We start from the raw sequence: 24,495 nt of genomic DNA, 5'->3' as shown, positions 1-24,495 counted from the left end.
TTATGCCTGTACCTTTATTTAATAGAAATCAAGATCCCTTCGACCGCATGCTGATTGCGCAATCCATCAATTACAAAATTCCGATTCTTTTGAAAGATGAGCAGTTCGATGCCTACTGCATCACCAGAATTTGGTAACCACAAACAACAGCAATGAGTACCACTTATCAAGCGCCTGATTCTCGCGGCCACTTTGGAATCTATGGCGGCAAGTATGTGCCTGAAACCCTCATCAAAAATGCCGACGACTTAGAGCGCGAATACACCGCCGCAAAAAACGATTTTGCATTTTGGAGCGAATTCAATCTGCTCCTGCGCGATTTCGTTGGCCGCGAAACCCCGCTCTATTTCGCCGAACGGCTTTCAAGCCAAATCGGTGGCGCACGCATTTTCTTAAAACGCGAAGACCTATGCCATACCGGAGCACATAAAATTAATAACGCCATCGGTCAAGTGCTTTTGGCACGGCGAATGGGCAAAAAGCGCATCATTGCCGAAACGGGTGCGGGTCAGCACGGCGTTGCAACGGCTACGGTGTGTGCGCTCTTCGGGCTTGAGTGCATTGTGTATATGGGCGAAGAGGATATTCACCGCCAAGCGCCGAATGTCGCACGAATGAAACTTCTCGGCGCAACCGTAGTCCCCGTCACCTCCGGTAGCCGAACGCTCAAAGATGCCACGAGCGAAGCCATTCGCGATTGGGTCACGAACCCCGATGATACCTTCTACATCATCGGCTCGGTCGTAGGAATGCACCCGTACCCAATGATGGTGCGCGATTTTCAGAGTGTTATCGGAAAAGAATTGAAATCGCAGTTTCTCGAACGCGAAAACACACTGCCCACAATGATTGTCGCTTGTGTCGGCGGTGGCTCCAATGCAATGGGAATTTTTCATCCGTTTTTGGAAGAAGCCGCGGCAAAGCAGGTCAAACTTGTGGGTGTTGAGGCCGGCGGTGAAGGGCTTAAAGGACGGCACGCGGCAACGCTCACCAAAGGGAAGCCCGGCGTGCTTCACGGCGCAATGATGTACCTTTTGCAAGATGAAAACGGGCAAATTGAACTTGCGCATTCCATTTCGGCGGGGCTTGATTACCCGGGCGTTGGCCCCGAACACAGCTATCTCAAAGATCTCGGCTTGGTTTCGTATGTCCCGGCCACCGATAGCGAGGCAATGACCGCCTTAAAACGCCTCGCGCAAACGGAAGGAATTATCTGCGCCATTGAAACCGCGCATGCCGTTCACGCCGCAATTGAAGAAGCCAAGCAAATGACCCCAAATGAAAGCATCGTCATTTGCCTTTCCGGCCGCGGCGATAAAGACTTGAACACCATTATGCGATACTTTGAACTGTAAACAATAGTCGCAAAAAAACCCGGGGAAGACCCGGGTTTTTGTTTGAACTTAAACGTTTGTGATTAAGCCCGTCTCAGAAAGTGAACATAGCAGTCATTTTATAAAACGAATCTCGACCCACGGTTAAATCAGAGCCACCGGCAAAACGCAGCGAAAGCCCACCCTTCGGATGGCTGAACTGAACATAAGGGCCGATCCATTGATATACATCGGTCGAAGTGGTGATTTTTGAGCCTCCTGTATTGATGAGATGTTCATAATGAACACCAAGAGAAAAGAATGAACTAACCTTATAACCCAAGTTTGCCCAATAATGAAGATACGCCAAGGTACTTGGCGCACCGGATTTTGCGGTTAAATCTCGAATAGGCATATAATAACCGGCATAAAGCTGACCTTGTAGCGACGATGTCGATAAATCAATCGTCAAATTCGGTACAATTCCATCACCTAATGCTCGAGTGGCTGAGTTTGTCGCACCGCCTGAAAGTAATGTCCCGCCAAGTACCCCCAATTGTGGAGTAACAGTTATGGCATCTGAAGCGGCATAAGAGAAGCCGATACCGAACTCTGTCCAATTTCCCCACGCTTCAGGCGTACCACCCGACCAAAAAATTCCATAAAATGAAAATTTGAGTTTATCGCTGAACTTATAGGTACCTGATGCCATTGGCGCAAATCCAAAGAAGGTATCAGTGGTAAGTGAAACGGACATCGAATAATTCGAATCGTCTTCCTTCTTCTCTGTCGATTGAGCAAAAAGTCCTGATGTGCTCTGAATCATAAAGAAAAGTGCAAAACAAAGTATTAAAAGGCAATAACGAGTGTTGTTGGTCTGTTGCATGTTGTTGTAAAGTTGGATTTACGAGAAGTAATCATGAAAAACTCATCAAAAATACTTTATTATTAAATTATTTCAAAGTATAAACCTAAAAAATTTAGTAGGATTAGGTTTACGCCTAATTAATTAATGTTAAGTGCGATAGAAACCTAAATTTTATTTTTTATTGCAAATTTTTTCAAGGATGATTCATAGTGGCTCAAAATCGGTTTGGTATAGTCATTGAAAGCGGAGATTGAATTACAGTGTCTGAGACAAGAACATCGATATAGAGGTATTGAAAATGGATCAGAATCAATATCCAAAATGAAGTTTGATGCGAAACTGCTATTTTAAACTGTTCAATTTGGAAGTAAGTAAAAGTTAAACAGTATCAATGATGAGATTTCTTTTGAAGAGCCTTGTTCTTTTGATTTTCGTCAGTTCTCTAACCGTTTTAGCGCAGGAGAAAGAATATGTCGATACAGCCATTGTCAATCGAATAAAAGATGAAGCCCTGAAACGCTCGCAGGTGATGGATATCGCCAGCAGTCTCACCGATGTCTATGGTCCAAGGCTCACCGGCTCCCCGCAACTCATGCGTGCCAACGAATGGACAAAGAAAAAATTCGAGGAGTGGGGTTTGCAAAATGCACGCCTTGAAGCGTGGGGGCCTTTTGGCTTTGGCTGGACACTCGAGCGATACGCTTTAGGCGCCACCATTTTGGGCGAAAAAAATCTTCGCTTGGCTTCCTTCCCTGTTATCTCTTATCCTAAAGCGTGGTCAGCCGAGCCAAAAGCAAAAAAGGGTGAAGTTGTGTTATTGGAGATAAAATCGGAAGAAGATTTCGCCAAGTATAAAGGCAAGCTCAAAGGCAAATTCATTATGGTCTCCGATTTCCGCGCTCCAAAACTAAACGATAAACCCATCGCCAAGCGGCACGATAACGAATCGCTCTTGCCACTTTCAAATTCCACAACACAAACCTTGCAAAGCTTTAAGATTCCGCCCACTTCACCCGAAGAGCTCAAGCAGCGACAGCTTACCTACCTTCGCACCAAATTTTTATTTGAGGAAGAACCCGCCGCCATTTTAGACCTCACCTACCGCGGTACAGCGGGCTCCGTCTCAATCTCAGGCGCCACGATGCCGCCGCCTGCAATGGATACGCCGTGGCAAAGCCGCCCAAAAGTCTACGAGCAACCGAAAGGCGTGCTCACCCAAATTTCGCTCAACCCGGAGCATTACGGCCGAATTTTCCGCGCGCTCAAAAAGGGAATGAAGGTTGAAATGGAGATTGACATGAAAGTGAGCTTCAACGAAAGCAAAGAATGTTTTAACACCATTGCGGAAATCCCCGGAACCGATCCGAAACTGAAGGATGAAGTGGTGATGCTTGGCGCGCATATCGATTCGTGGCACACGGGCACAGGCGCTACCGATAACGGCGCAGGAACCGCCACAATGATGGAAGCCGTCCGTGTGTTGCAAGAAGTCTTTAAATCAACCGGCGTAAAACCAAAACGTACCATCCGAATCGGGCTCTGGTCGGGCGAAGAGCAAGGGCTCTTCGGCTCATTCTATCATGTGAAGAAAAACTTCGGCGACTTGCCCGACTATCTCCTGTGGGACGATGAAGGCAAAGGCAAAGACACGATTCTCGTCAAAGAAGCTTATCACCGCTTCGCCGGATATTTCAATCTCGATAACGGCGGCGGGCATATTCGCGGAATTTATCTTCAGCAAAACGACGCCTGCCGCAACATCTTCCGCGCGTGGCTTGAGCCATTTGCAGAATGGAATTCAACCACCGTGGCTTCGAGCAATACCGGCGGCACCGATCATCTTTCGTTTGATGCCATCGGACTTCCGGGCTTTCAATTCATTCAAGATCCGATGGAATACGGCACCTTTACTCACCACTCGAATATGGATACTTACGAGCGGCTTGTGGCTGAAGACATGATGCGCAATGCCGCCATTGTGGCGTCGTTTGTGTATCACACGGCAATGCGCAGTGAAAAGCTGCCGCGAAAGCCGGTGAAATCGGTCATCGCCACCGGCGGAAGCAAATAGCTTTTAGTCTTTACTGCCCCAAATGCAAATTCAAAGGCATGTCATATCGGCTTCTCGGCAATAATGAATGTATTAAAAAGGGCATGTCATTCCGACTTGTTCGGAATCCGACATGCCCTATAATTAAATGTGGTGGTTGAGCTTGTCGAAACCACCTAACGAGGTTAAAGTCATTTCGAGCGCAGCGAGAACTCTCCGACTCTTCGCACGTAGCGATAAATGCATGTCATACCGGCTTGTCCGGTATCCGACAGGCCATAAATTTAAGTGGTGGTTGAGCTTGCGCCGCACTGAGCTTGTCGAAGTGTCGAAACCACCCCAAGTCCCATAGAACACAGAAGACACAGATTTAGGAGACGAACGCCGATGACCCGCGCGAATCAAGTTCATCCGCGTCCTCCGTGTCCCATTCTTTTGAGTTGCGGACACAAAAAATAACTTCCGAAATTCCTTGACCTTATCTAAATTCTAGAAATCAGTGTTTCATAAAAGAGTTTTTTGGGGTGTGGCACCACCGCTCTTTGCTTCACTGAACATCGGTTTTGCGTGAGTCTTCGGGCTGCTTCGCGCCCCCTGACCCCCGCAAAGCCGCTCCCCATTGTAAGCCATATTAGAAAAACCGATATTCTACCTATGAAATTGATATCAATAGATTTATTTAGTGGAGTTGGAGGACTTACACAAGGACTCCACAAAGCTGGTTTCCAGACACAGCTTGCTTTTGAAATTGACGAGCTTGCATCAAAGGCTTATAAACTGAATCATAAAAAGACCAAAGTCATAACAGATGACATCAGAAACATCTCAACTGAAAATGTAAAGAAAGAACTTGGCAACAAAACGATTCATTTACTTGCGGGTTGCCCTCCTTGTCAGGGATTCAGTTCAATACGAAGGCTTAATAAACCAGAACCTGTTGAAGACGAAAGAAATCAGCTAATTAATGAGTTTGTACGATTTGTGAAAGAATTAAAACCTTACACTTTCATGATGGAAAATGTGCCCGGTTTAGCACTTGACAAATCATTTAAATCCGCACTCAAAGAATTAGAAAAAGCAGGCTACTATAAACCAGATTGGAAAATAGTTAACATTAAAGACTACGGTGTGCCTCAAAGCAGAAAAAGATTGGTATTAGTTGGTTCAAGATTAGCACCATTAACGATTGCAGAACCAACAAAAAAGAAAAAGACAGTTAGACAAGTTATAGGTAAACTCCCAAAACCTGAGAACTCAAAAGACCCATTACACCAGATTTTTCCTAATCACTCAGATGAAATATTGAATTTGATTAAAGACATTCCCAAAAATGGTGGAAGTAGGAAAGATTTGGGGAAAGACCGGCAATTAAAATGTCATCAAAAAGAAAATGTAGGATTTAATGATGTATATGGTCGCTTAAGATGGGATGATTTTTCGACAACAATCACGGGTGGTTGTTTAAACCCTTCCAAAGGTCGTTTTCTTCATCCAGAACAAAATAGATGTATTTCAGCAAGAGAAGCGTCTATGCTTCAATCATTCCCAAAGACATATAAGTTTCCAATTGATGCTCCAAGAACTAAAATTGCATTAATGATTGGGAATGCATTACCACCTGAGTTTAGTAAAATCCAAGCTGATAATATTAAATCGCACATTTTGACTCACCTTCAACAAAAAAATTTTTAAATGCCGCTATTCAGAGACACATATTCCGCTACTGATTTATCTTTAACTGATGACCAATACAATGCAGTCATAGATGACACAAATGAAATTTTATGTTTGGCTTGTGCAGGCTCTGGAAAATCAAGAACTCTGTCCTTCAGAATAGCAAGAATAATTCATGAAGGCGCTAAACCAGAGAGTATCATTGCATTTACCTTTACAGAAAAAGCCGCTGAGTCTATAAAAAGACGTGTTGCTTCTGCCCTTGAAAAGGCTGAATTACCTGTAGCTTTAGTTGGGGCAATGTACATAGGGACAATACATGCTTTTTGCCAAAATCTTTTAGGCGCAATGAATGCGAAGTATCGGCAATATGAAGTACTGGACGAGAACCGATTGAAATTATTTTTATTGTCAAGATATTATGAATTAGAATTAAACGTCTTACAAGCAAATAGAAATGCGAGGATGTTCCAAACCATCGCTGAAGTATCTAATGCTTGGAAGATGGCTAATGATGAAATGTTATCCCTTGATGAAATTGAAGAAGAAGATGCTCCATTGGGCTCTTGCTTAAAAAGCATAAATAATCGATTAACCTCTGACCAATATATTGACTTTTCATTAATGATTCGGTTGGTTGTTGAAGCATTAGAAAACAATAATCCAGAAATAAATACAGCACTGGAAAATGCAATGCATCTAATGGTTGATGAGTATCAAGATGTTAATATTTCCCAAGAACGTTTAATCAGGGGATTATACAGCCGCCTGAACTCATTATTTGTAGTAGGTGACGATGACCAATCCATTTATGGTTGGAGAGGTGCAGATGTTCGAAATATAATTGAATTTGACCAGAGATACCCAAATTGCTCTACCCATACCCTCTCTACAAACTTTAGAAGCACAAGTACTATTGTCTCTACATCAGACAGATTTATTCAACTTGAGCTAAGTACTGCAAGGATTGATAAAGCACCAGTATCAAACTCAGATGGAAATATACAACACTTCGGAAACCTATGGTTTGGAACAAAGCAAGATGAAGCTGAGTGGATAGCTAACCGAATAAATCAATTACTTGGTACAAGATATATAGAAACGGACGGAACAGAAAGAGGACTCACTAAATCTGACTTTGCAATATTGATGCGTTCAGTACAAGGAGGTACTCGAAATGGTGGAGCACCATATCATCGAGACTACACTAATGCACTTTCGGATGCTGACATTAACTATATAATCGAAGCAGAGGGCTCTATTTTTGAAAGACTTCATGCAAAAACCCTTAGAGATGCTATGAGCCTTTTAAGGTCTCCTGGGTATCCTCGAAGAGAAGCAATTAATTTTTTCAACTCTAATATTTTACCAGTATTTCCAAATGCTGATTTAAATCAATTTTTAGAAATCTTGGCTGCTTGGAATAATCAAATTCATAGGCCAATTGGCGGAGCAAGAAGAAAGGTATACCCACAATTATTGGTTCATGAATTATTAGAGGCATTCAGAGTTTCAACTACAGAATTTCAAAATCATGAACAAGTGATGCGTGATTTAGGGGTTTTTAGTGGAATTATTTTGGATGTTGAAAAGGTATTTGTAAGTATTGATACAGGTCAGAGATACCAAAGTGTATTAAATTTTCTAGAAAATGTAGCTGAGTCTGGATATGATACAACCCAAGTAGAGCTAATGTCGAGACCAGATGCTGTTACAATTTCGACAGTTCATAAAATGAAAGGGCTTGAATTCCCAGTGGTCTTTATCGTGGATGTTGTTCAACAACGTTTTCCCGGCAAGAGAAGTAGTTATAATGGCTGGTTACCTTTAAACCTTATTCAAATTCCATTATCCAGAGGTTTATATCAATCAAATAATGCTGGCGAGGCAAGACTTTTTTATACAGCCTTAACAAGGGCAGAAAGATTTTTGTATATAACAGGAAGCAGCATTCAACCGGGATTGCAAAGGCCTAAAAACCCAAGTCCATTCAAACTTAGAATTCAAGGACTGAATGACCCTGCGGTGATAACTGATACAACACATTTACCTGATAATATTGAGAGAACTGAACAACGCCCTCGCATAGACGAAGAGTCAATGCCTACAAGTTTTACAGAAATTAAGGACTATTTAGAGTGTCCAATGAAGTATAAATTTCGTAAAATTTACGGCTACAGTCCTGCTGTACCTGAGTTATTTGGTTATGGATTAACTACTCATACTGCTATTAATAGAACTCATCAACTTTTTGCAAATACTGCACCGACACGAGAAGAAGCCGAAGAAATTGCTGAGGATGTTTTTCATTTAAAGCATGTGTTTCCATCAAGAGATCTTGAAAGAGAAGGGCCTTATGAAAGAGCCAAAAACGCCTCAAAACGTTTAGTGGGTAATTATGCAGTAGGTTATCCAGAAGATTTTGTGCAAAGCCGGTCATTAGAGCAGCGCTTCGAGATAAAAGCTGACAAAGCATTAATTACCGGTTCAATTGATTTACTATTACGAGAGGATAATGATGGAAATATTTTAGAGGCAAGAGTAATAGATTTCAAGTCAATGGATTTTCCGGAGGGACAGTTAAATCCCTTTTTCTGGATAAATCTGTCTTTGCAAGTTCAGCTTTATGCTTATGCAGCAGAAATAGTTTTAGGAGAGAATGCGAAAACAGGTTCGGTTCATTTATTAAAAGCACCAAATACGGAAGATGTGCCAAATAGAGTTAATGTTCCGATTACAGATGAAGCAATTGCTTCGGCTATTCAAAATATTGAGTGGGCAGTTAATCGAATTCTTGAGGGAGAATTTCCTATGAGACCAAGTAGTGGTAAATGTGAAGAATGCGACTTTAGGAAAATATGTTCTAAACAAAGACAAGAGTTCAATTCGACAGAAGTACCAAGTGCGATACATATTCCGACAACTGACGGGATAAGTGAAATTAGAGTTAGATGCTTTAGTGATGTAGAGTGAAAAATACGGCTTACAACATGCGTTTGGCGTCATGCGGGGTGACGGTGGTAAATTCAAGTGCAGTTTTTCAAATCAACTTTAGTGCTGGGTTGACAGTTTGGTGCTCCGAAATCCCGCACGAACGCCAAGCGCAGAAACGTTCAGCTAAACTCCGCTTCGCTCCGTTTAGCTGGATGGGGAGCGGCTCCACCGCTGCTGCTCGCTTCGCTTCGCTGAACAGCGGTTTTGCGTGAGTCTTCGGGCTGCTTCGCGCTATACCCAAAACTGCTCCGTTATAGTGTCAATTTTGTCTATAAATAAAATCATAACTAAATTAAGTGAATCAACGACAAAAATTATGTCAGCAACTGAACTTAAATTACAGATTATAAACAAGGTATCATCAATAACAGATGAGTTTGTTCTTGAAGAAATCCTTAGACTTGTGAATATCGAATCTGAAATGGACACAATTTATCAACTCTCAGAGGATGAGAAAAAAGCAGTTGAAATTGGACTTAAAGACATCAAAGAAGGAAGGGTTTACACCTCTGAACAAGCCAATAATGTGTTAAAGGAATGGCTAAAAAAATAGTATGGTCTTACACATCGATTCAAGATCGACTAAAAATATATCAATATTGGGTCGATAAAAATAAAACAATATTTATAGCGAAAAGTTAGAAAGACTATTTATTGAAGGAGCAAAGCTATTATCAGAATTCCCGGAAATTGGAACTCAAACAAATTTTGAAAATATAAGAATTAAAGTAATAAGAGACTACAAGCTTTTTTATCTAATTCAACAAGATAGTATCCAAATTATTAGAGTTTGGGATACACGACAAAATCCCGAAAAATTGGAATTGAATTAACTTGATAATCAAGCCCATTGACCAACATAGGATTTAGTTCTGTCTTCGGGCTGCTTCGCGCCCACTTGCCCTCGCAAAGCCGCACCAAATTTGCACTTAGGCTAAGGTAGGGATGAAAAAAAATGATAAATACAAATGATTTATATGCAAAGTCTAATAAACTTAAATGAAGGTACAACATGAAAACTGAATTAGAAATAGAACTAAGTTTTGAACAAATATTGGCTGTGGTGAAACAACTCCCTCGAAAACAAAAAATAAAGTTGACAAAGGAGTTGGAGAAAGAAGCAATCAGCACAAAACTGTCACAACTTTTAGAGACCTTCAAAACAAAAGATCTTGAATTAAAAACAATAAACTCAGAAGTTGAAATTGTAAGGCAGCAGATTTATGACAAACAAAAGCGTTAAAGTAATTTTTGACACTAATGTTTGGATTAGTTTTTTAATCGGCAAACGATTGGCTAAAATCTAAAACCTAATTTCAGATGGAAGTATTAGAATTATCATAACGGAACAATTGTTAACTGAAATCAAAGCTGTTACAAGCCGGGAAAAATTAAAAAAATACTTTCCAAAAGAAAGTATAGATGATTTAATTGTATTGCTAGAAATAATCGCAATTAAAGTTGAAATTAAGCCGAAACATTTTATTAATCGAGATCCAAAAGATAATTTTCTCCTTGACTTAATTGCTTATTCTAAAGCAGACTATTTAGTTACTGGAGACAAAGATTTATTAGAAAATAATCCATTCAAAACGGCAGAAATATTAACACCTGCTGAATTTGAAAAGCAACTATTTGATAAATAGCCCGAACCGCTACGAGGAGTATTGCTAAATTGTGGTTATTGATTTTTTATGCATTCAACCTCACTACAATCATTGTTTTAATAATAAGTTTTGTAGGCCAAATCGCGACAAAGCGATTTTACGTAAGTCTTCGAGCTTCATCACCTTCATTGGAAATTCCCTAAACCACTATATTTGATTCAAAACCTCTTCCAAATTCTACACGCCTTCACGCCCGTTTCTTATTTTGTGGATATAAATCTCGGCTTTGGATAAACCAGCATTTGCTCTATGCCATTACGACTTATCATCATCATCTACCTCGTTGTCATTCACATCGCGTTTGGAGGCACAGCATATTGGCTTCTCGCCGAAAACCGCGTGTGGATGCTGGCCGTTGAAGGCTTTATCGCACTATCACTTTCAGCAACCGTTGCCATTTTCTATCGGCTACAAGCTCCGATAACGCTTCTCAAAAACGGAGCCGATCTCCTTCGCGAAAGCGACTTCTCCTCTACCCTTCGCCCGATTGGCCAAAGTGAGTATGATGCCATCATTGAAGTCTATAACACAATGATCACCCGCTTACGCGACGAACGGCTTCGCACCAACGAGCAAGCGGCGCTCCTTTCTAAACTTATTCACGCCTCGCCGGCCGCAATTATTCTCTACGATTTCGATTACCGCCTTTTACTTCTAAACCCAAAAGCCAAAACGCTTTTCCAAATATCTGATAACTACTACAAAGGGAAAACCTTGGAATCACTTGTGCAGGAGGCATTGCAAGATTTTTGTAAACAACTCACCCGATTAAAAATCGGCTCACCCGAAATTCTTGCTTTATCCGGAAATCGAAAGTACAAAGTCACCAAAAGTGAATTTATCGATCAGGGATTTCGCCGAGCGTTCATTCAAATCGAAGAGATCACCAAAGAACTTCGTCAATTCGAAAAGCAAGCGTATGAAAAAGTCATTCGGATGCTCTCGCACGAAGTCAATAACACGACCGGTGCAACGCGCTCACTCTTGCACTCGTGTCTTAATTATTCACCTCAGTTGGGAGAAGATGATCGGAATGATTTTGAAAAAGCGTTACGCGTCGCAATCAGTCGATTAAATGCTCTGAGCAGTTTTATGGAAAGTTATGCAAGCATCGTTCGGTTGCCACCGCCTCAAATGCAGCCGGTGAATTTGGCCGATTTGATCGGCAGCGTGTGCAAGCTTTTTCATGAAACCGCCGAAAACGCTGGTGTGGCAATGGGCTTGGAGTTTGAAAAGGGGTCATTAACCATCAATGGCGACCGTGCACAACTTGAACAAGTTTTTATCAATGTGATGAAAAATGCCATTGAAGCTGCCTCTGTTCCACTCCAAAAAAACGAAATTGAAACAATGAGCGGCGCATTTGTTTTAATCAGAGTATTTGGAGAAAAAAATGAAAGCAACTCAAAATCCATCGTCACCATTGAAGATAACGGCGAGGGATTTCCAAAAGGCGTTGAAGAAAATCTGTTCACCCCGTTCTTTAGCACCAAAGAAAAGGGGCAAGGGCTTGGCTTGATGCTGGTTCAAGAAATCCTTACCGCGCACGGTGCAGTTTTCTCTTTATCACGTTCGAACCACCGGACAACCATTTTTCGAATTGAATTTTAAGATTGCTCAGCTTGGGCAAGAGATTGAATTACTCCGGCGATTCGAGATAGGAGATGAATTCCTTTGCCGATGTAGGTGAATGCCCCGAAAAGTGATTATTGAAATACCCCATCACGGTCTGAATCTTCGTTGCTTTTACTTTTTGCGCCCACTGCCGCAAATCCGCATCCTTATTGAGCACCACTTTGTTAAATGGTTCATGAATGAGCTTCCGATTCCCAAGCCAACGCAGGTAAAGGAAATCGGCGGTTTCAACCCAAAGTGGTTCACCCATTTGATTCATTGCCGGTTGATCGGTTAAAGTAAGTGCCACATTGTGTTTCGAAAGCCGCTCATAAAATTTTTCACGCAGCCACGAGGGATGGCGAACTTCAAGCGAAAATCGAATGGATGGCGGAAGCTGAAAAAGAAAAGCTTTCATCTCCTCAACGGTTTCAAGCGAAGCGGCAAAGGACGGCGGAAATTGAATCAGTATAGCCAGTAATTTCTCGCGCAGTTCTGAGATGACATTCAAAAAATGAAGAAGGTCATCCTTCACATCAAGCAATAGTTTCTCATGTGTGATTCTTTGAGGAAGCTTGGCGCAAAATCGAAAATCGGAAGGTGTTTTTGAATACCAGCCTTGAACAATTTGTGGGCGCGGAATGGCATAAAAGGTTGAGTCCACTTCAACCGTCCGAAAGCCTTTTGTGTAATGAACAAGGTAATCGGCGGGTTTCGCATTGGGTGGGTAATAATTCCCCACCCAATCGCTTTGACTCCACGTGGAAGTGCCGATATAGAGTTGTTTCGAAAACATATCGCTCATCAAAAATACAAGGTAACTTCGCCTTACTTCTTAAGCCGAGTTGCAAAAAAGGTGAGTGTTTTGCTCCAAGCATCATTTGCATCGGTAGCATTGTAACCGCGTTCATTATTGGGGTTCATAAAGGCGTGGCCGCTTGAGTCATACACGGCGAGCTCGGCACTTCTTCCGCTTGCATTGAGTGCAGCTGCAAACGCCTTGACGGAGTCAACCGGAATACCGCGATCTTTACCGCCAAAAATTCCCAAAACCGGTGCTGCAACAGGCTTAAGAAATCCGCTTTCGGTGGTTACACGGCCGTAGCATATAATGCAAGCAGAAAGTTTTTCACCCAGCAAATTCGCGGCAGTTAGAGAATAGCCGCCACCCATACACCAGCCTACACTTCCAATTTTCCTTCCTTTGGTTTCTGGCAGGGTGTTAAGGAATGCATATGCAGCGCTTAAATCAGCACTAACGCGGTCTTTCGGGGTGCCTTGCATAAGTTCGGTAGCTTCTTCGCGGGTCTTTCCAACTTTACCGCGGTAGAGATCTACCGCAAGCACCGCATAGCCTTCAGCGGCCAAGGAATCGGCCATTGCCTTCACCCAGTCGTTCAATCCCCACCATTCGTGAATCATAATCACACCGGGGAAAGTACCCTTGCTTTTAGGTTTAGAAAAATATCCAGAAACCTTCTCATTACCTGAATTATAAGTCACTCCCTTTGACTCAACCTTGCTAGACTTCGATTGAGAAAAAAGCGATCCGCAAAACAGCATAACCAAAAGAAGTAGGGAACCGAGGACATTTAAACGATAGGATAAACGATGAATCATAAAAATTTGAGTTGATGATAAAGAATTCAAAAGATAAATATACAAGGGTTTGACGATCAAAAAATTCGATTCAAAAAAAGGATTTGAAAGAAAAAGAAATCGTCCATAAAGGCTTATTTCTAAAGGGAAACAGGAAAGATTTCACTTGGAAATGGAATACGAATGAGGTAAGTTGATAACAAGAAAATTAAATAAGTGGTGAAGACAAAGAGTCGGCACACTTATCATTTGTGGTACAACCAAGGGTTTGTGTCACCGTTGTTTCGCAATTTGAAAATTCCGTTTTTTTTGGTTTTTCAATACAGTAGGCCGTGCGAAGGTGAATCCCTGAAAAATTATGTTGAATTGAATAACATAAGTAAGGAGATAAAAAGATGAAAACGGAAGAAACGGCACTGAAACGAAATACAGAAAAGCGAATAGATTTTTCGGCGGTCAAGCCAACTTGTGTTCATGCATTTCCTCAATGGAAATGTTTGGAAATGGGCTGTAAAGCCCAGTATGACGAGCTTCAACAAACGATTGCAACATACGGTAAGCAGTCGCAAGAAAATCTCACTGAAGATGAGCGTCGCGAGGTTATGAATGCGCTATATGCGCTTCAAATGTACTATCCTGAACCGCCTAATTTTCGTTGTGGATGAAAATTTGAGATAAAGGTTTTTCGATTAGAATTAAAGCAAGGCCTAATGCCTTGCTATTTTTTTATATACAAGTTTAACAAGCGAATTTTCAAAGAAGGGCATAACCTTCTTATATTATTTGCTTGTAGTTAATTTCTACGGGAGCGATTTAAGCCCCCTAGATTTTCGAAACACTTTCTTCAAAGGCTCGCATAACAAATAAGTAATCGAAAGTTTGCCGTAGTGTTAAGAGCAATTTTTGAAGTAAGGAAGTTAAAGCACCAACACTCTTAACAGGATTTTGAAACCATTTCAGCGATGTTTAGCACTTTAGTCAGAGAACTGGGAAAAACCTCCGCCATTGATCTTATTGGCGAATTGGACGCTCACACGTCGGTGCAATTAGAGCGAACAATTCAGGAGCAAATTGAAAAGAAACGCGTTCATATCATAATCAACTGCGCAAAACTTAGTTACATCTCTAGCGCCGGCTTGGGAGTGTTTATGGCATTTATTGATGATGTACGTGCAGAGGGCGGCGATATCAAATTTTCAAATATGTCAGATAAAATTTTTCAAGTATTTGATCTCTTGGGCTTTCCTTTGCTCTATGAGATTTTTAAGGAAGAGCAAGAAGCTGTTGAAAAATTTAATGCCCCAACCCCTTAATACAACTTGTAAGGAGATTTTTTTAACAATGTCGAACGGATTAAACGAAGAGCTATTGGATTCTTTGACGGTACATAGCCGCCTTGAAGAATTGCAGGCCATCCGCGCTTTTATTGCGCAAGCAGCGGGGCGCTTCGGCTTTTCCGATATTGATTGCAATAAAATCCAACTCGCTGTGGATGAAGCGTGCTCCAATATTATTCGCCACGCGTATAATCAAGACAGCAATGAAGATCTCAAAATCAGCATTATCAAAACCGCGCTTGGCTCCGAACGCCGTTTCACCGTTCTTATAGATGATAATGGTAAAAGCTATGATATCCTCACACATAAAATACCGGATATGAAAGACTATATTGAGCGGGAGCATAAAAAGGGTGGACTTGGAATCAAGATAATCCGAATGGTAATGGATGAAATCCATTATCAAACCGATGCCGGTTCAAACCGCCTTATCTTGACCAAAATTTTACGCTGACTATGCCCGAATCGGGAGCACCATCACCTCTCTCTGCGTTGGATAAATCCACCGAAGCACTCGGGACCTTAGACCTCAATTCCCTCCTCGAAACCAGCAAAATCCTCAATGCCTCTCTTAACCTTGAATTTATCCTTTCCCATATTTTGCGAACCGCTATGGGGAAGTTTTTAGTCTCAAAAGCCGCGATTATTACATTTTCCACCGGTGAAGATCTCATTGATATTTATCATCTTGCTTCTTCCCGCGGACTAACCGGAGCGCCACAAAACTTTACCGACCTTGAAGCGTTTGGAATTCAATTTGACCTGAATCTCCTTGTTCCTATTGCTTCACAAAAGCGGATGATTGGCTTTATCGCCCTCGGAAAAAAATTAAACAAATCGGAGTTTAGCGAAGCCGAACGCGATTTCATTGGCACATTGGCCTCACTTGCAGCAATAGCCATTGATAATGCTGATCGAATTGATGAAATGGAACGGGTTAATCGCAGCCTTGATCTTTCAGTACAAAAATTGAAAACGCTGTTTGAACAGGCAAAAAATTACTCGCCAAATATGCCTCGCGAAGAGCTTCTGAAAATGCTATTTAATGCGGTTTCGGGACAAATGATGATTCGCGGAATGGTGGCATTAAGAGAAGAAGATGGAAATTTGGTGGTTGAACTTACGCGTGGTGGATTGAGTATTGAACATATCCCAAAGTCTGAACTTCAATCGCTTTTAAATCTCTCGTTACCCGAAAAACTGTCAAAGGAAAAATATCCGGAATTGGTAAACGCGGGTTTTGTTATCGCAATACCGATGCGCGGAAGCACGAAGAATTTGGGCGTGATTCTCAGCAGTGGAAAATTCAGCGATCAATCCTTTTCCGATTCTGATCTTGATTTTCTTTTCCTTGCAGTTTCGCAAGCCGCGACGACAATCGAGCAATCACGGTTATTTGCAGAAGCACTCGAAAAAGAAGTGATTGAAAAGGAATTGCAGGTTGCAAGAGAAATTCAAGCAATGCTGCTGCCGAAGGAGTTACCGAAGTTCAGGGGCGTAGAAATCGCGGCGGTAAATATCCCCTCGCTTCAAGTTGGCGGCGATTACTACGATATCATCAAGCTTGATGACCGCCATATTTTTATCGGTATCGCTGATGTCACCGGCAAAGGCACGCCCGCAGCGCTATTGATGGCAAATTTGCAAGCCTCCATAAAAGCCTATATGCAACCGTTTCAAGTAAAGTCATTTGACCTTGCGGGAACTATCGCCAATATTAATAACATTATATACGAAAACACCCCTGCCGATAAATTCATCACGTTTTTTGGTGGCATTTTAGATTTGGAAACCCGCATTTTTCACTCCGTAAATGCCGGGCATAATCCGCCCTATGTAATCACTCAGCAAGGAGAGGTGAAATCACTTACCGCCGGTGGGGTAATATTGGGTGTGGTGCCTAAAATTACCTACGAGAGTCAAAAAACAAAACTTGAACGCAGCGAAGTACTTTTTCTTTATACCGATGGAATCACGGAAGCAGAAAATGCCTCGAAAGAACTCTTTGAACCAACCCGACTCCTTGAACTTTTAAAAGCCACTCGAGATGAAACCGCCCTTTCCATCTTGAATCGTGTCATTGATGCCGTTCGTGCCTTCCAACCACCCGGAAAACAAATTGACGACATTACTGCCATTTGCGTAAAGGTTGGAAATTGAGCATCTTTAAGGCGTAGCGATGCGTCACAACCAATTTCAATAGAGACTATGCTGAACTCTTTTTATATCTCCAATTACCGAATTCTCAACAATTTTAAGATTGAGAAACTATCCCGCGTCAATCTCCTAACAGGAAAAAATAATACCGGAAAGACCACCCTGCTTGAAGCAATTTTATTGTATCAAAACGATTTTAGTCCAGAACTTATTGCATTTATTTTAAGAAAAAGGAATGGAATGTTTGGTGCTTCAGTAAAAGAAATGCAAAAGGCACTAAAGTATCTTAGAAACAATTTCTCATTTACGAATGATTCGATAGAGAATGTTGAAGTAAAAGCAGGGGAATATGAAGACCCACATACATTTAATATTGTATTTACTTCTTCAAGAAACGGGAAGGGAGTAAAAATTAATACGCATAAATATCAAAAAAGCAGTCCCCCTAAAATGAGAATGATGTCAGAAGGTAAAGAAGTCTTTGACCTCCCGAATAATTCTCAAAATGAACTAAAGTGGGGGAATGTAATAATCATCGATTCTTATGATTTTGGGAATAATGAAAAATTTAATGCCTATTGGGATAATATCGATGGCACACAAACAGAGGATGAATTGATTTCTGCATTATCGATTATCACCCCGATAGAAAAATTTCGATTCGTTAAAGGCGAAAGTGAGACCAAAAGAATTTCCACCGTTTTAAAGAAGGGAGATATCGACAGAACCCCGCTTCGAATGATGGGAGATGGGATGAATCGATTGCTTCAAATCATCCTTGCAATGCTCAATTGCAAAGATGGAATATTCCTGATAGATGAAATTGAAAACGGACTGCATTATTCGGTAATGGAAAAAATGTGGGAAGTGATTTTTCATTTATCTGAAAAACTGAATATTCAAGTATTCGCCACTACGCACAGCAATGATGTAATTAAGAGTTTTGGTTCGTTACTACTAAATGAAACTTATGCGGAACGTGGCCAAATACTTAAACTAAAGAATGATGGGGTTAAAATAGAATGTGTAGATTTTAATTTGGAAAATATTGAAGTTGCCATAAGTCATGATATCGAGCTCCGATAGAAAAACCAGAACAAAACATCTAGAAAATTTAAATCCCTTACTTGTAGAAGGTAACGACGATCTTTATTTAACAGGCGAACTTGCCGATCAAGCCGCACTTCCCGATTGTTTTTATATACATGTATGCGACGGATATCCCAAAATTTTATCCAATTTAGAGACACGCTTAAAAGCCGGAACATACCAAAAATTAGGTGTTGTATTAGACGCCGATACCAACATTTCCAAGAAATGGGTAAGAATAAAAGAAATTCTTGAAAAATATGGGTTTGTGCTTGAAGGTTGGCCAAACGGTAAAGCGTATATCGAAAGCAATAAAAGTAAAAAGATAGGTATATGGATTATGCCCGATAATAATACGGAGGGGGAATTAGAGGATTTTTTTCTTGGCTTTATTCCCAAAAAGGACGATTTAATTAGACCAATCAATGAAGCATTGGATAGATTAGAAAAGGAAAAATTAAATCGTTACACCAAAAGAACGAAAGCCTTAGTTCTTACTTGGCTTGCTTGGCAAGAAGAATCAGGGATGCCAATGGGAAAGAGTATTAAAAATTATCCTCAATTACTCGATTTAAGTTCAGCGAATGGTTATATCAACTGGCTTAAAACTCTTTTCGAAGACGAAGTTCTCCCCGCATCCATTTCGTAAAATCTTTCTTAATTGAGAAACCATCTTTTCCTTCCTTCGTAAGGAAACCTACCACGCATCACTCCTCTTTTGGTCAGCAGTCTTTTAAATATTCATTCGCACAGCCACAATGAGGGTTCAAGAAATTTTTCAAATGTCGGTCAGTTCGCTCAAAGCAAATAAATTGCGCTCGGGGCTGACAATGTTCGGCATCACAGTCGGCGTTTTCTCTGTTATTGGGGTTATGACTGTTATCGGTGCCCTTCAGAACTCAATTACTTCAGGTCTCGCTTTTTTGGGAACAAATACATTCCAAATTGCGAAATACCCCGCGATGAGTTTTTCAAACCGTGATGATCTCGATAACCGCAGAAACATCACGCTTGAACAAGCCGAGCGTTTCAGAGAGATGATTGAAGAACAAACAGCGGGTGTTTGTTTAAAGTCGTTTGATGGCGGGCGTGTTGCAAGCTATGGGAATTATAAAACCAATGCGAATCAAACGATTGTTGGGACCAACAAACACTTTCTCTTTGTCAATCAGCATAATGTCATCGAAGGCAGAAATTTAACTGAAGAAGATGTTCAGTACATGCGCAGTGTCGCGGTGATTGGTCAAGAAGTACGGAAAAAGCTGTTTCCTAACCAATCGGCTTTGGGCGAGCGCATCAAGCTGAATGGGAAAGTGTACACCGTGGTGGGTGTGCTTGCTGCAAAAGGGCAAGCTTTTGGCGGGAGTGAAGATGATCTATCTTTAGTTCCGATCACGCGATTCTTTGCCGACTTTGGCAAAAATAACCGTACGGTTAATATCGCTGTTCAAGCATCGTCTCAAGAAACCTATCAAAAAACGATGGATCGCGCGCAAGGCGCGATGAGGCTTGTGCGTGGCTTGCAAGCGCATCAGGATAATGACTTTGAACTTTATGCCAATGAATCACTTGTCAAGTCTTTCAATGAAATTGCCGACGTCATCCGCGCCGGTGCCTTTGTAATCAGCTTTATCGCATTGATTACCGCAGGCATTGGAATTATGAACATTATGCTCGTCAGCGTTACTGAGCGTACAAAAGAAATTGGAATCCGAAAGTCAATCGGCGCAAAACGCCAATCGATTCTCATTCAATTTTTAATTGAATCTGTGGTAATCTCGGAGCTTGGTGGCTTATTGGGGATTCTGCTCGGTGCACTTCTTGGCAATGTGATTGCGGCGCAAATGAGTGCTACGGCTATTTTCCCGTGGGATTGGGCATTCATTGGGCTCTTTGTGTGTTCACTGATTGGTATCGGATTTGGCAGCTACCCTGCATACAAAGCTGCCGCTCTTGACCCGATTGAAGCACTTCGATTCGAATAAACTCAAGAATTTTGGCAAGACATGATTTTTTTAAGCGGGGCAATTTGCCCCGTTTTTTATTGGGAAATCAAGCGACTTGAATGCCGCCGAAGAAATAGGTAACTTTCAGAAATGCCTTTCAAAACCTTCATTCATGATTGAATTAGCTCTTCATTTAATATTCAGTAAACGACTGCATTTGCTATTTGGGCTTCTTGCATTTTTTGCGATTTTACTTTTTAGTGCTTGTGGCGAAAAGGAATCGGTCAAGTCAGAAGCAGAACGGATTTTGATAGAGAAACATGTTTCGAATGTCATTCATACCGGACGCAGCCTTTATTCTGATTCACTTTATCAAACGCTCAGAGGAAAAAGTTTACTAATTCACTCACTTTCCGGGGAAGGGACGCTTGCGATTCGCTCGCCTGAAATGAATCAAAGTGTATCGTGTAGGGTGGTGCTTGAGCGTGGAAAAGCCGTTCAACTTTTAGGCAGTGTGATGTTTGGCTTCACAGCCTTTGATATGCTTCTTCGACCTGATAGCGCTTTTGTTTATGTCCCGTTTCAATCATCGGTTTTTATTGGTGAAAACAAACCTGAAAACCTTCGCGCGGTTAGCGGAATTGACGCGGAGTTTGAATCTATCATCAATCTCTTTCTGGGTTTACCTGACCCGGAGTCAGCACTTGATTCGTTGACGGATGTCATCAACACCACCGGAAAAATTGTTTATCTCTTCAAAAATCAAGGTGGAGCTCGTGAGGAAATTGTGGTTGATTCAGCGAGCGGCACCCTAGAAAGCATTGCCCGAAGCGACAGCATCAAAGGCATATTTACCGGCGTCTTTTTCTCTCGGTTTCAATCGGAAATTCTTGGAGAAGGAACCGTAACCCTACCGAAAGAAATTACCTTCCTTTCAAGAGCGCTGGCTGATTCATTGGGAAATGAAAGACGCCTTACCTTTCAATATCAAAAAAGAAACTTAAACCCTGCCGAGATTCGTTTCACTTTTAAGATGCCAAAGAAAGCCAAGGTTTATTTGCTTAACCAGATGATTCAACAGCCTAACGAAACTGGACATAAATAATAAAATGTACTGTTTTTGGTGAAAAAATGATGAAAAAAATGGAGCGTAATACTGTTTCATCAAAGCAATTTTTCACAATTCAATTCCCAAAAATTTGACATATTGAGAAATCTCCTTGTGAGAAAAAACCTGCCGTAGTGCAACCTGCAACATTTATTCTTAAAGGCTAAGTTCTAATAATACTATGATTGATTACTCAAAGTGCACGTTAAAAAGTGTCTCCGTTCATCATATCGGAAGTAAAACGAATGGTGAAGAATTGCAGCTTTCCGCGAATTCGCTTGAAGTGACGGATGAGCGCTTGAAAGAACTTTTAATGCAATACTTTCTCTCCTCATTCAGCGACCTCGAGGTTTATGCCTTCACCTTCACCAACGGCGACTTCAAGCTCAATCCGATTTATACATTTACCTCTCAAATGTTTGAAGGGAAACCCTTTCATCGCAGTTCAATCAATGTGGCAAAGCATCTTTACGAGCTTTCTACCCACCCGCAGATTAAGCCCGGAGACCTTTTTGTGGCGCACTTCACAAACATTGTGATGGAAAATGAAGTCACCGATGCCATCGGTATTTTCAAATCTGAAAACAGGCAGCCGTTCTTAAAGCTCAACTCAAAATCGAATGACTTTCAACTTCATTACGACGATGGAATCGCAATTGATAAGCTCGATAAAGGCTGCCTCATTTTTGAAAGTGACGCCGACCTTGGCTATAAAGTCTGTATCGTCGATAAATCCAATAAAGCCTTTGAAGCTCAATACTGGCGAGATACCTTCCTTCAGCTTAAGCCTCGCAGCGACGAGTACCATCAAACCAAAGAAATTTTTGCGCTCACCAAAAACTTTGTGACCAAAAAGCTTGCGGCGGAATTGGAACTTCCAAAATCGGAGCAGATTGAAATCTTAAACCGCACGGTTGATTACTTCAAAAACCGCGATACCTTCACGAAGCGAACCTTCGAAAAGGATGTGTTTCAAGAGCCGGAAATCATTAAATCTTTCCGCAAATATGACGAAGAATATCGCGAGCGCCGCGAACTCGAGGCTGTCGATACCTTCGATATCTCGGAAGATGCGGTGAAGCGAGAAGCCAAGATTTTTAAGCGGGTGATTAAGCTTGATAAAAATTTTCAGATTCACATTTTGGGCGGAAGCAAAGAGCTCATTGTGCAGGGCAAAGAAAAGGATGGCCGCAAGTTCTACAAGATTTATTACGAAGAGGAAACCTAAGCTTCCAACGGGAATGAAAAGCCGCCGCAAGGCGGCTTTTTTGATTTATAAAAATCACTGAATTTTTATCTCGATTTCAAAGACTCATCTCTTTCAATTCTATCGTGTAAGAAGTTGGCAGAGGTGTAAAGAGCAACTTCGAGCCCCAAAATGAGAATATCGATTTCTTGGAAATTGATACTACCCGTAGTATTTTAATTCAATTCCCTGTGTAAATGTCCAAAGTTGAAAAAACACTTGAAAAATGGAAAAATTCAAATCAACCTGTTCCAACAAACGAGGTTAAGTCGGTGCTTTTTCGTTTTTTCCCAGATACTAAAATTAGAGAGGGGACTTCTCATCGATATATAATTTCGCATCCAGCGTTGAAACAGAATCCACACTTTGCGCCCAAAGGCACATTTTTAATTCCTGTAAAAGGCAACAAGGTAAAGCCATTCTACATTAAACAAATTCTAATAGCAATTGAGCTATACCGCAAATATCAACTTGAAAATGAATAAATCACTCAATTACTATCTCGGTCTTAATTACCCAATTGAAATATCACGCTTAACCCAAGAAGATGGGGGAGGTTTTTATGCCTGCATCCCTCAGTTAGGGCGCTATGCTTTTCAGGGCGATGGGGCAACCATTGAAGAGGCACTTCAAGAACTTGAAGTATCAAAAAAAATGCTCTTTGAAGAATTTTTGGAAAAAGGTATACCCATTCCAGAACCAAGAAATGAAGATGAAGAAAAATACAGTGGGAAATTCATTCTTCGCTTGCCAAAAACACTCCATAGAAGTTTAGCGCAACGAGCCCAAGAAGAAGGCACGAGTTTGAATCAATTTGTGGTAAGCCTTTTATCATCAAGCGCAGCGGTAAGCGGATTTGAGACTGCAACAAAAGCCATCGTAAAGAATTTTCAAAAGATACTTGAAAAGGACTTACAAACGAGTAATAAAAAAGGTGAACGTTCTTTATCCCGTAAAGGTAGGTTTCGAGAAAATTCACGAGTTTTAAACACAAAAAAAGAAATTCATTCTCAATAATCTGAAAAATCAAACCTATACTTCAAATTGCAAAGCCGCCACAAGGCGGCTTTTTGATTGTTACGAGCATTTATATGAGGATCTAACGATAAGAAGATGCAATGAGGTAAGCCAAAAAAAATTGCGTAAAAATAAATCTTGAAATTATGACACCTTTATTTTAAGATTAGAAAAAATTAATATCCAACACCATTCTACATGAACTCTTCTTCATAAACCCAAAACTTTACGGGAATGGGTGAATCAAGAAAACTCTCTTTCGGAAACTCATGCGCGATTAAGTAACATTAGAAAAACGCTATCAAGAATGGTATGGATAAAAATGATGAAAGGTCATATCTCAATTACCCTTGGAAATTTATACAAACTGTTTGGCACCGAGTTTCAAGTGCTACTTGATGAGCTTCAAACCGCGCTCGGCTCGTAAATAATGGGAACGATTGTCTTAACCTTTTTGGTTAATTAAATTAGTGATACTCCTCAATGATAGTTATATTTGAATCGGGAAAAAAAGCCGACCTATTTAACAGCATAAAAAAATTAACTAAGGAATTCGGGGATAAGCGAGCGAAACTGATTCGCAAAAGATTAGATGACTTATCTGCCGCACCGAATCTTGAAGCGATGCGTTTCCTTCCGGGACGTTGCCACGAATTGCACGGCAACCGTCAAAAGACTCTCGCGCTTGACCTTGATGGCGGGTGGCGTCTAATTTTTGAAAGCAGTGATGAACCACTCCCGCTCAAAACAGACGGCGGGTTAGATTGGAGACGCGTTCAAACTGTAAAAATTCTTAGAGTAGAAGATTATCACTAA

Annotated in this window: 26 protein-coding genes; 22 read left to right on the top strand and 4 right to left on the bottom strand. The window is 41.2% G+C overall.

The features are described 5' to 3' along the window. Positions 1 to 2: 2 nt before the first annotated feature. Together SFU91_14605 and trpB are read left to right on the top strand one after the other, a co-directional pair. Positions 3 to 137: a hypothetical protein gene (locus SFU91_14605; protein ID MDX2130262.1), complete on the top strand. Its 135-nt coding sequence runs from the start codon at positions 3 to 5 to the stop codon at positions 135 to 137. 15 nt (positions 138 to 152) lie between these two features. Continuing rightward, positions 153 to 1,355 carry a tryptophan synthase subunit beta gene (trpB, locus tag SFU91_14600; protein MDX2130261.1) on the top strand — a complete coding sequence of 401 codons (1,203 nt, stop codon included), beginning with the start codon at positions 153 to 155 and terminating at the stop codon, positions 1,353 to 1,355. Between the two features lie 73 nt (positions 1,356 to 1,428). On the opposite strand, the gene SFU91_14595 is transcribed toward trpB, so the two are convergent. Continuing rightward, the gene (locus SFU91_14595; GenBank protein MDX2130260.1) at positions 1,429 to 2,139 is read right to left on the bottom strand and encodes a DUF6733 family protein; all 711 of its coding nucleotides are present in this window, start codon (positions 2,137 to 2,139) and stop codon (positions 1,429 to 1,431) included. Between the two features lie 433 nt (positions 2,140 to 2,572). Here SFU91_14595 and SFU91_14590 point away from each other — a divergent pair, with 433 nt between their 5' ends. From SFU91_14590 to SFU91_14570, 5 genes are all read left to right on the top strand, one after another. Beyond that, positions 2,573 to 4,252 carry a M20/M25/M40 family metallo-hydrolase gene (locus SFU91_14590; GenBank protein ID MDX2130259.1) on the top strand — a complete coding sequence of 560 codons (1,680 nt, stop codon included), beginning with the start codon at positions 2,573 to 2,575 and terminating at the stop codon, positions 4,250 to 4,252. A gap of 633 nt (positions 4,253 to 4,885) precedes the next feature. Then, positions 4,886 to 5,923, top strand: a complete 1,038-nt coding sequence (locus SFU91_14585) for a DNA cytosine methyltransferase (protein MDX2130258.1) — start codon at positions 4,886 to 4,888, stop codon at positions 5,921 to 5,923. Beyond that, complete coding sequence (locus tag SFU91_14580; GenBank protein MDX2130257.1) at positions 5,924 to 8,878, top strand: ATP-dependent DNA helicase; 2,955 nt, start codon at positions 5,924 to 5,926, stop codon at positions 8,876 to 8,878. Positions 8,879 to 8,895: 17 nt separating this feature from the next. After that, positions 8,896 to 9,111, top strand: coding sequence for a hypothetical protein (locus tag SFU91_14575; GenBank protein MDX2130256.1), 216 nt, complete (start codon positions 8,896 to 8,898; stop codon positions 9,109 to 9,111). A gap of 104 nt (positions 9,112 to 9,215) precedes the next feature. Beyond that, complete coding sequence (locus SFU91_14570; GenBank protein ID MDX2130255.1) at positions 9,216 to 9,452, top strand: hypothetical protein; 237 nt, start codon at positions 9,216 to 9,218, stop codon at positions 9,450 to 9,452. 230 nt (positions 9,453 to 9,682) lie between these two features. Here SFU91_14570 and SFU91_14565 read toward each other — a convergent pair whose 3' ends face one another. Continuing rightward, the gene (locus SFU91_14565) at positions 9,683 to 9,913 is read right to left on the bottom strand and encodes a hypothetical protein (GenBank protein MDX2130254.1); all 231 of its coding nucleotides are present in this window, start codon (positions 9,911 to 9,913) and stop codon (positions 9,683 to 9,685) included. Between SFU91_14565 and SFU91_14560 the strand changes: the two genes are divergently transcribed. The 3 genes from SFU91_14560 to SFU91_14550 all read left to right on the top strand — a co-directional run bounded on the left by SFU91_14560 (position 9,912) and on the right by SFU91_14550 (position 12,177). Beyond that, positions 9,912 to 10,142 carry a hypothetical protein gene (locus tag SFU91_14560; GenBank protein MDX2130253.1) on the top strand — a complete coding sequence of 77 codons (231 nt, stop codon included), beginning with the start codon at positions 9,912 to 9,914 and terminating at the stop codon, positions 10,140 to 10,142. The genes SFU91_14565 and SFU91_14560 overlap by 2 nt on opposite strands. Positions 10,143 to 10,212: 70 nt before the next feature. Then, positions 10,213 to 10,545: a putative toxin-antitoxin system toxin component, PIN family gene (locus SFU91_14555; GenBank protein ID MDX2130252.1), complete on the top strand. Its 333-nt coding sequence runs from the start codon at positions 10,213 to 10,215 to the stop codon at positions 10,543 to 10,545. Between the two features lie 270 nt (positions 10,546 to 10,815). Then, the gene (locus SFU91_14550; GenBank protein ID MDX2130251.1) at positions 10,816 to 12,177 is read left to right on the top strand and encodes an ATP-binding protein; all 1,362 of its coding nucleotides are present in this window, start codon (positions 10,816 to 10,818) and stop codon (positions 12,175 to 12,177) included. A gap of 28 nt (positions 12,178 to 12,205) precedes the next feature. Here SFU91_14550 and SFU91_14545 read toward each other — a convergent pair whose 3' ends face one another. Next, positions 12,206 to 12,976 (bottom strand): DUF72 domain-containing protein, encoded by a 771-nt coding sequence (locus SFU91_14545; protein MDX2130250.1) that lies wholly within the window; start codon positions 12,974 to 12,976, stop codon positions 12,206 to 12,208. Positions 12,977 to 13,008: 32 nt separating this feature from the next. After that, positions 13,009 to 13,800 (bottom strand): dienelactone hydrolase family protein, encoded by a 792-nt coding sequence (locus SFU91_14540; protein MDX2130249.1) that lies wholly within the window; start codon positions 13,798 to 13,800, stop codon positions 13,009 to 13,011. Between the two features lie 374 nt (positions 13,801 to 14,174). On the opposite strand from SFU91_14540, the gene SFU91_14535 reads away from it, so the two are divergent. The 12 genes from SFU91_14535 to SFU91_14480 all read left to right on the top strand — a co-directional run bounded on the left by SFU91_14535 (position 14,175) and on the right by SFU91_14480 (position 24,495). Continuing rightward, on the top strand, positions 14,175 to 14,444 hold the full coding sequence (locus SFU91_14535; GenBank protein ID MDX2130248.1) for a hypothetical protein: 270 nt from the start codon (positions 14,175 to 14,177) through the stop codon (positions 14,442 to 14,444). Positions 14,445 to 14,741: 297 nt separating this feature from the next. Beyond that, a complete protein-coding gene (locus SFU91_14530) occupies positions 14,742 to 15,092 on the top strand; it encodes an STAS domain-containing protein (protein MDX2130247.1) in 351 nt (116 codons plus the stop codon). A 28-nt stretch (positions 15,093 to 15,120) separates the two neighbouring features. After that, the gene (locus SFU91_14525) at positions 15,121 to 15,570 is read left to right on the top strand and encodes an ATP-binding protein (GenBank protein MDX2130246.1); all 450 of its coding nucleotides are present in this window, start codon (positions 15,121 to 15,123) and stop codon (positions 15,568 to 15,570) included. 2 nt (positions 15,571 to 15,572) lie between these two features. Further along, positions 15,573 to 17,276, top strand: coding sequence for a SpoIIE family protein phosphatase (locus tag SFU91_14520; GenBank protein MDX2130245.1), 1,704 nt, complete (start codon positions 15,573 to 15,575; stop codon positions 17,274 to 17,276). Between the two features lie 48 nt (positions 17,277 to 17,324). After that, positions 17,325 to 18,359 (top strand): AAA family ATPase, encoded by a 1,035-nt coding sequence (locus SFU91_14515; GenBank protein MDX2130244.1) that lies wholly within the window; start codon positions 17,325 to 17,327, stop codon positions 18,357 to 18,359. Continuing rightward, positions 18,340 to 19,011: a DUF3226 domain-containing protein gene (locus SFU91_14510; protein MDX2130243.1), complete on the top strand. Its 672-nt coding sequence runs from the start codon at positions 18,340 to 18,342 to the stop codon at positions 19,009 to 19,011. Before SFU91_14515 ends, SFU91_14510 begins: the two co-directional genes overlap by 20 nt. Before the next feature lie 109 nt (positions 19,012 to 19,120). Continuing rightward, a complete protein-coding gene (locus SFU91_14505; GenBank protein MDX2130242.1) occupies positions 19,121 to 20,347 on the top strand; it encodes an ABC transporter permease in 1,227 nt (408 codons plus the stop codon). Positions 20,348 to 20,480: 133 nt separating this feature from the next. Next, a complete protein-coding gene (locus SFU91_14500; protein ID MDX2130241.1) occupies positions 20,481 to 21,413 on the top strand; it encodes a DUF4292 domain-containing protein in 933 nt (310 codons plus the stop codon). 184 nt (positions 21,414 to 21,597) lie between these two features. Beyond that, positions 21,598 to 22,644 (top strand): nucleoid-associated protein, encoded by a 1,047-nt coding sequence (locus tag SFU91_14495; protein ID MDX2130240.1) that lies wholly within the window; start codon positions 21,598 to 21,600, stop codon positions 22,642 to 22,644. A gap of 215 nt (positions 22,645 to 22,859) precedes the next feature. Further along, positions 22,860 to 23,147, top strand: a complete 288-nt coding sequence (locus SFU91_14490; protein ID MDX2130239.1) for a hypothetical protein — start codon at positions 22,860 to 22,862, stop codon at positions 23,145 to 23,147. After that, a complete protein-coding gene (locus tag SFU91_14485; GenBank protein ID MDX2130238.1) occupies positions 23,140 to 23,679 on the top strand; it encodes a toxin-antitoxin system HicB family antitoxin in 540 nt (179 codons plus the stop codon). The genes SFU91_14490 and SFU91_14485 overlap by 8 nt, the downstream gene beginning before the upstream one ends. Before the next feature lie 483 nt (positions 23,680 to 24,162). Then, complete coding sequence (locus tag SFU91_14480) at positions 24,163 to 24,495, top strand: killer suppression protein HigA (protein MDX2130237.1); 333 nt, start codon at positions 24,163 to 24,165, stop codon at positions 24,493 to 24,495.

The sequence above is a fragment of the Chloroherpetonaceae bacterium genome, assembly GCA_033763895.1.
Lineage (GTDB): Bacteria > Bacteroidota > Chlorobiia > Chlorobiales > Thermochlorobacteraceae > JANRJQ01.
Note: the sequence above shows the minus strand (reverse complement) of the source record. Positions and strands in the feature narration are given on the sequence as shown.

Excerpts from the sequence above, each read along its gene's own strand:
- SFU91_14565 (MDX2130254.1), bottom strand. The coding sequence starts at position 9,913 with ATGTTGTACCTTCATTTAAGTTTATTAGACTTTGCATATAAATCATTT.
- SFU91_14525 (MDX2130246.1), top strand. The coding sequence starts at position 15,121 with ATGTCGAACGGATTAAACGAAGAGCTATTGGATTCTTTGACGGTACAT.
- SFU91_14480 (MDX2130237.1), top strand. The coding sequence starts at position 24,163 with ATGATAGTTATATTTGAATCGGGAAAAAAAGCCGACCTATTTAACAGC.
- SFU91_14570 (MDX2130255.1), top strand. The coding sequence starts at position 9,216 with ATGTCAGCAACTGAACTTAAATTACAGATTATAAACAAGGTATCATCA.
- SFU91_14535 (MDX2130248.1), top strand. The coding sequence starts at position 14,175 with ATGAAAACGGAAGAAACGGCACTGAAACGAAATACAGAAAAGCGAATA.
- SFU91_14585 (MDX2130258.1), top strand. The coding sequence starts at position 4,886 with ATGAAATTGATATCAATAGATTTATTTAGTGGAGTTGGAGGACTTACA.
- SFU91_14545 (MDX2130250.1), bottom strand. The coding sequence starts at position 12,976 with ATGTTTTCGAAACAACTCTATATCGGCACTTCCACGTGGAGTCAAAGC.
- SFU91_14530 (MDX2130247.1), top strand. The coding sequence starts at position 14,742 with ATGTTTAGCACTTTAGTCAGAGAACTGGGAAAAACCTCCGCCATTGAT.
- SFU91_14560 (MDX2130253.1), top strand. The coding sequence starts at position 9,912 with ATGAAAACTGAATTAGAAATAGAACTAAGTTTTGAACAAATATTGGCT.
- SFU91_14595 (MDX2130260.1), bottom strand. The coding sequence starts at position 2,139 with ATGATTCAGAGCACATCAGGACTTTTTGCTCAATCGACAGAGAAGAAG.
- SFU91_14490 (MDX2130239.1), top strand. The coding sequence starts at position 22,860 with ATGTCCAAAGTTGAAAAAACACTTGAAAAATGGAAAAATTCAAATCAA.
- SFU91_14590 (MDX2130259.1), top strand. The coding sequence starts at position 2,573 with ATGATGAGATTTCTTTTGAAGAGCCTTGTTCTTTTGATTTTCGTCAGT.
- SFU91_14540 (MDX2130249.1), bottom strand. The coding sequence starts at position 13,800 with ATGATTCATCGTTTATCCTATCGTTTAAATGTCCTCGGTTCCCTACTT.
- SFU91_14575 (MDX2130256.1), top strand. The coding sequence starts at position 8,896 with ATGCGTTTGGCGTCATGCGGGGTGACGGTGGTAAATTCAAGTGCAGTT.
- SFU91_14515 (MDX2130244.1), top strand. The coding sequence starts at position 17,325 with ATGCTGAACTCTTTTTATATCTCCAATTACCGAATTCTCAACAATTTT.
- SFU91_14605 (MDX2130262.1), top strand. The coding sequence starts at position 3 with ATGCCTGTACCTTTATTTAATAGAAATCAAGATCCCTTCGACCGCATG.
- SFU91_14485 (MDX2130238.1), top strand. The coding sequence starts at position 23,140 with ATGAATAAATCACTCAATTACTATCTCGGTCTTAATTACCCAATTGAA.
- SFU91_14510 (MDX2130243.1), top strand. The coding sequence starts at position 18,340 with ATGATATCGAGCTCCGATAGAAAAACCAGAACAAAACATCTAGAAAAT.
- SFU91_14500 (MDX2130241.1), top strand. The coding sequence starts at position 20,481 with ATGATTGAATTAGCTCTTCATTTAATATTCAGTAAACGACTGCATTTG.
- SFU91_14550 (MDX2130251.1), top strand. The coding sequence starts at position 10,816 with ATGCCATTACGACTTATCATCATCATCTACCTCGTTGTCATTCACATC.
- SFU91_14495 (MDX2130240.1), top strand. The coding sequence starts at position 21,598 with ATGATTGATTACTCAAAGTGCACGTTAAAAAGTGTCTCCGTTCATCAT.
- SFU91_14580 (MDX2130257.1), top strand. The coding sequence starts at position 5,924 with ATGCCGCTATTCAGAGACACATATTCCGCTACTGATTTATCTTTAACT.
- SFU91_14505 (MDX2130242.1), top strand. The coding sequence starts at position 19,121 with ATGAGGGTTCAAGAAATTTTTCAAATGTCGGTCAGTTCGCTCAAAGCA.
- trpB (MDX2130261.1), top strand. The coding sequence starts at position 153 with ATGAGTACCACTTATCAAGCGCCTGATTCTCGCGGCCACTTTGGAATC.
- SFU91_14520 (MDX2130245.1), top strand. The coding sequence starts at position 15,573 with ATGCCCGAATCGGGAGCACCATCACCTCTCTCTGCGTTGGATAAATCC.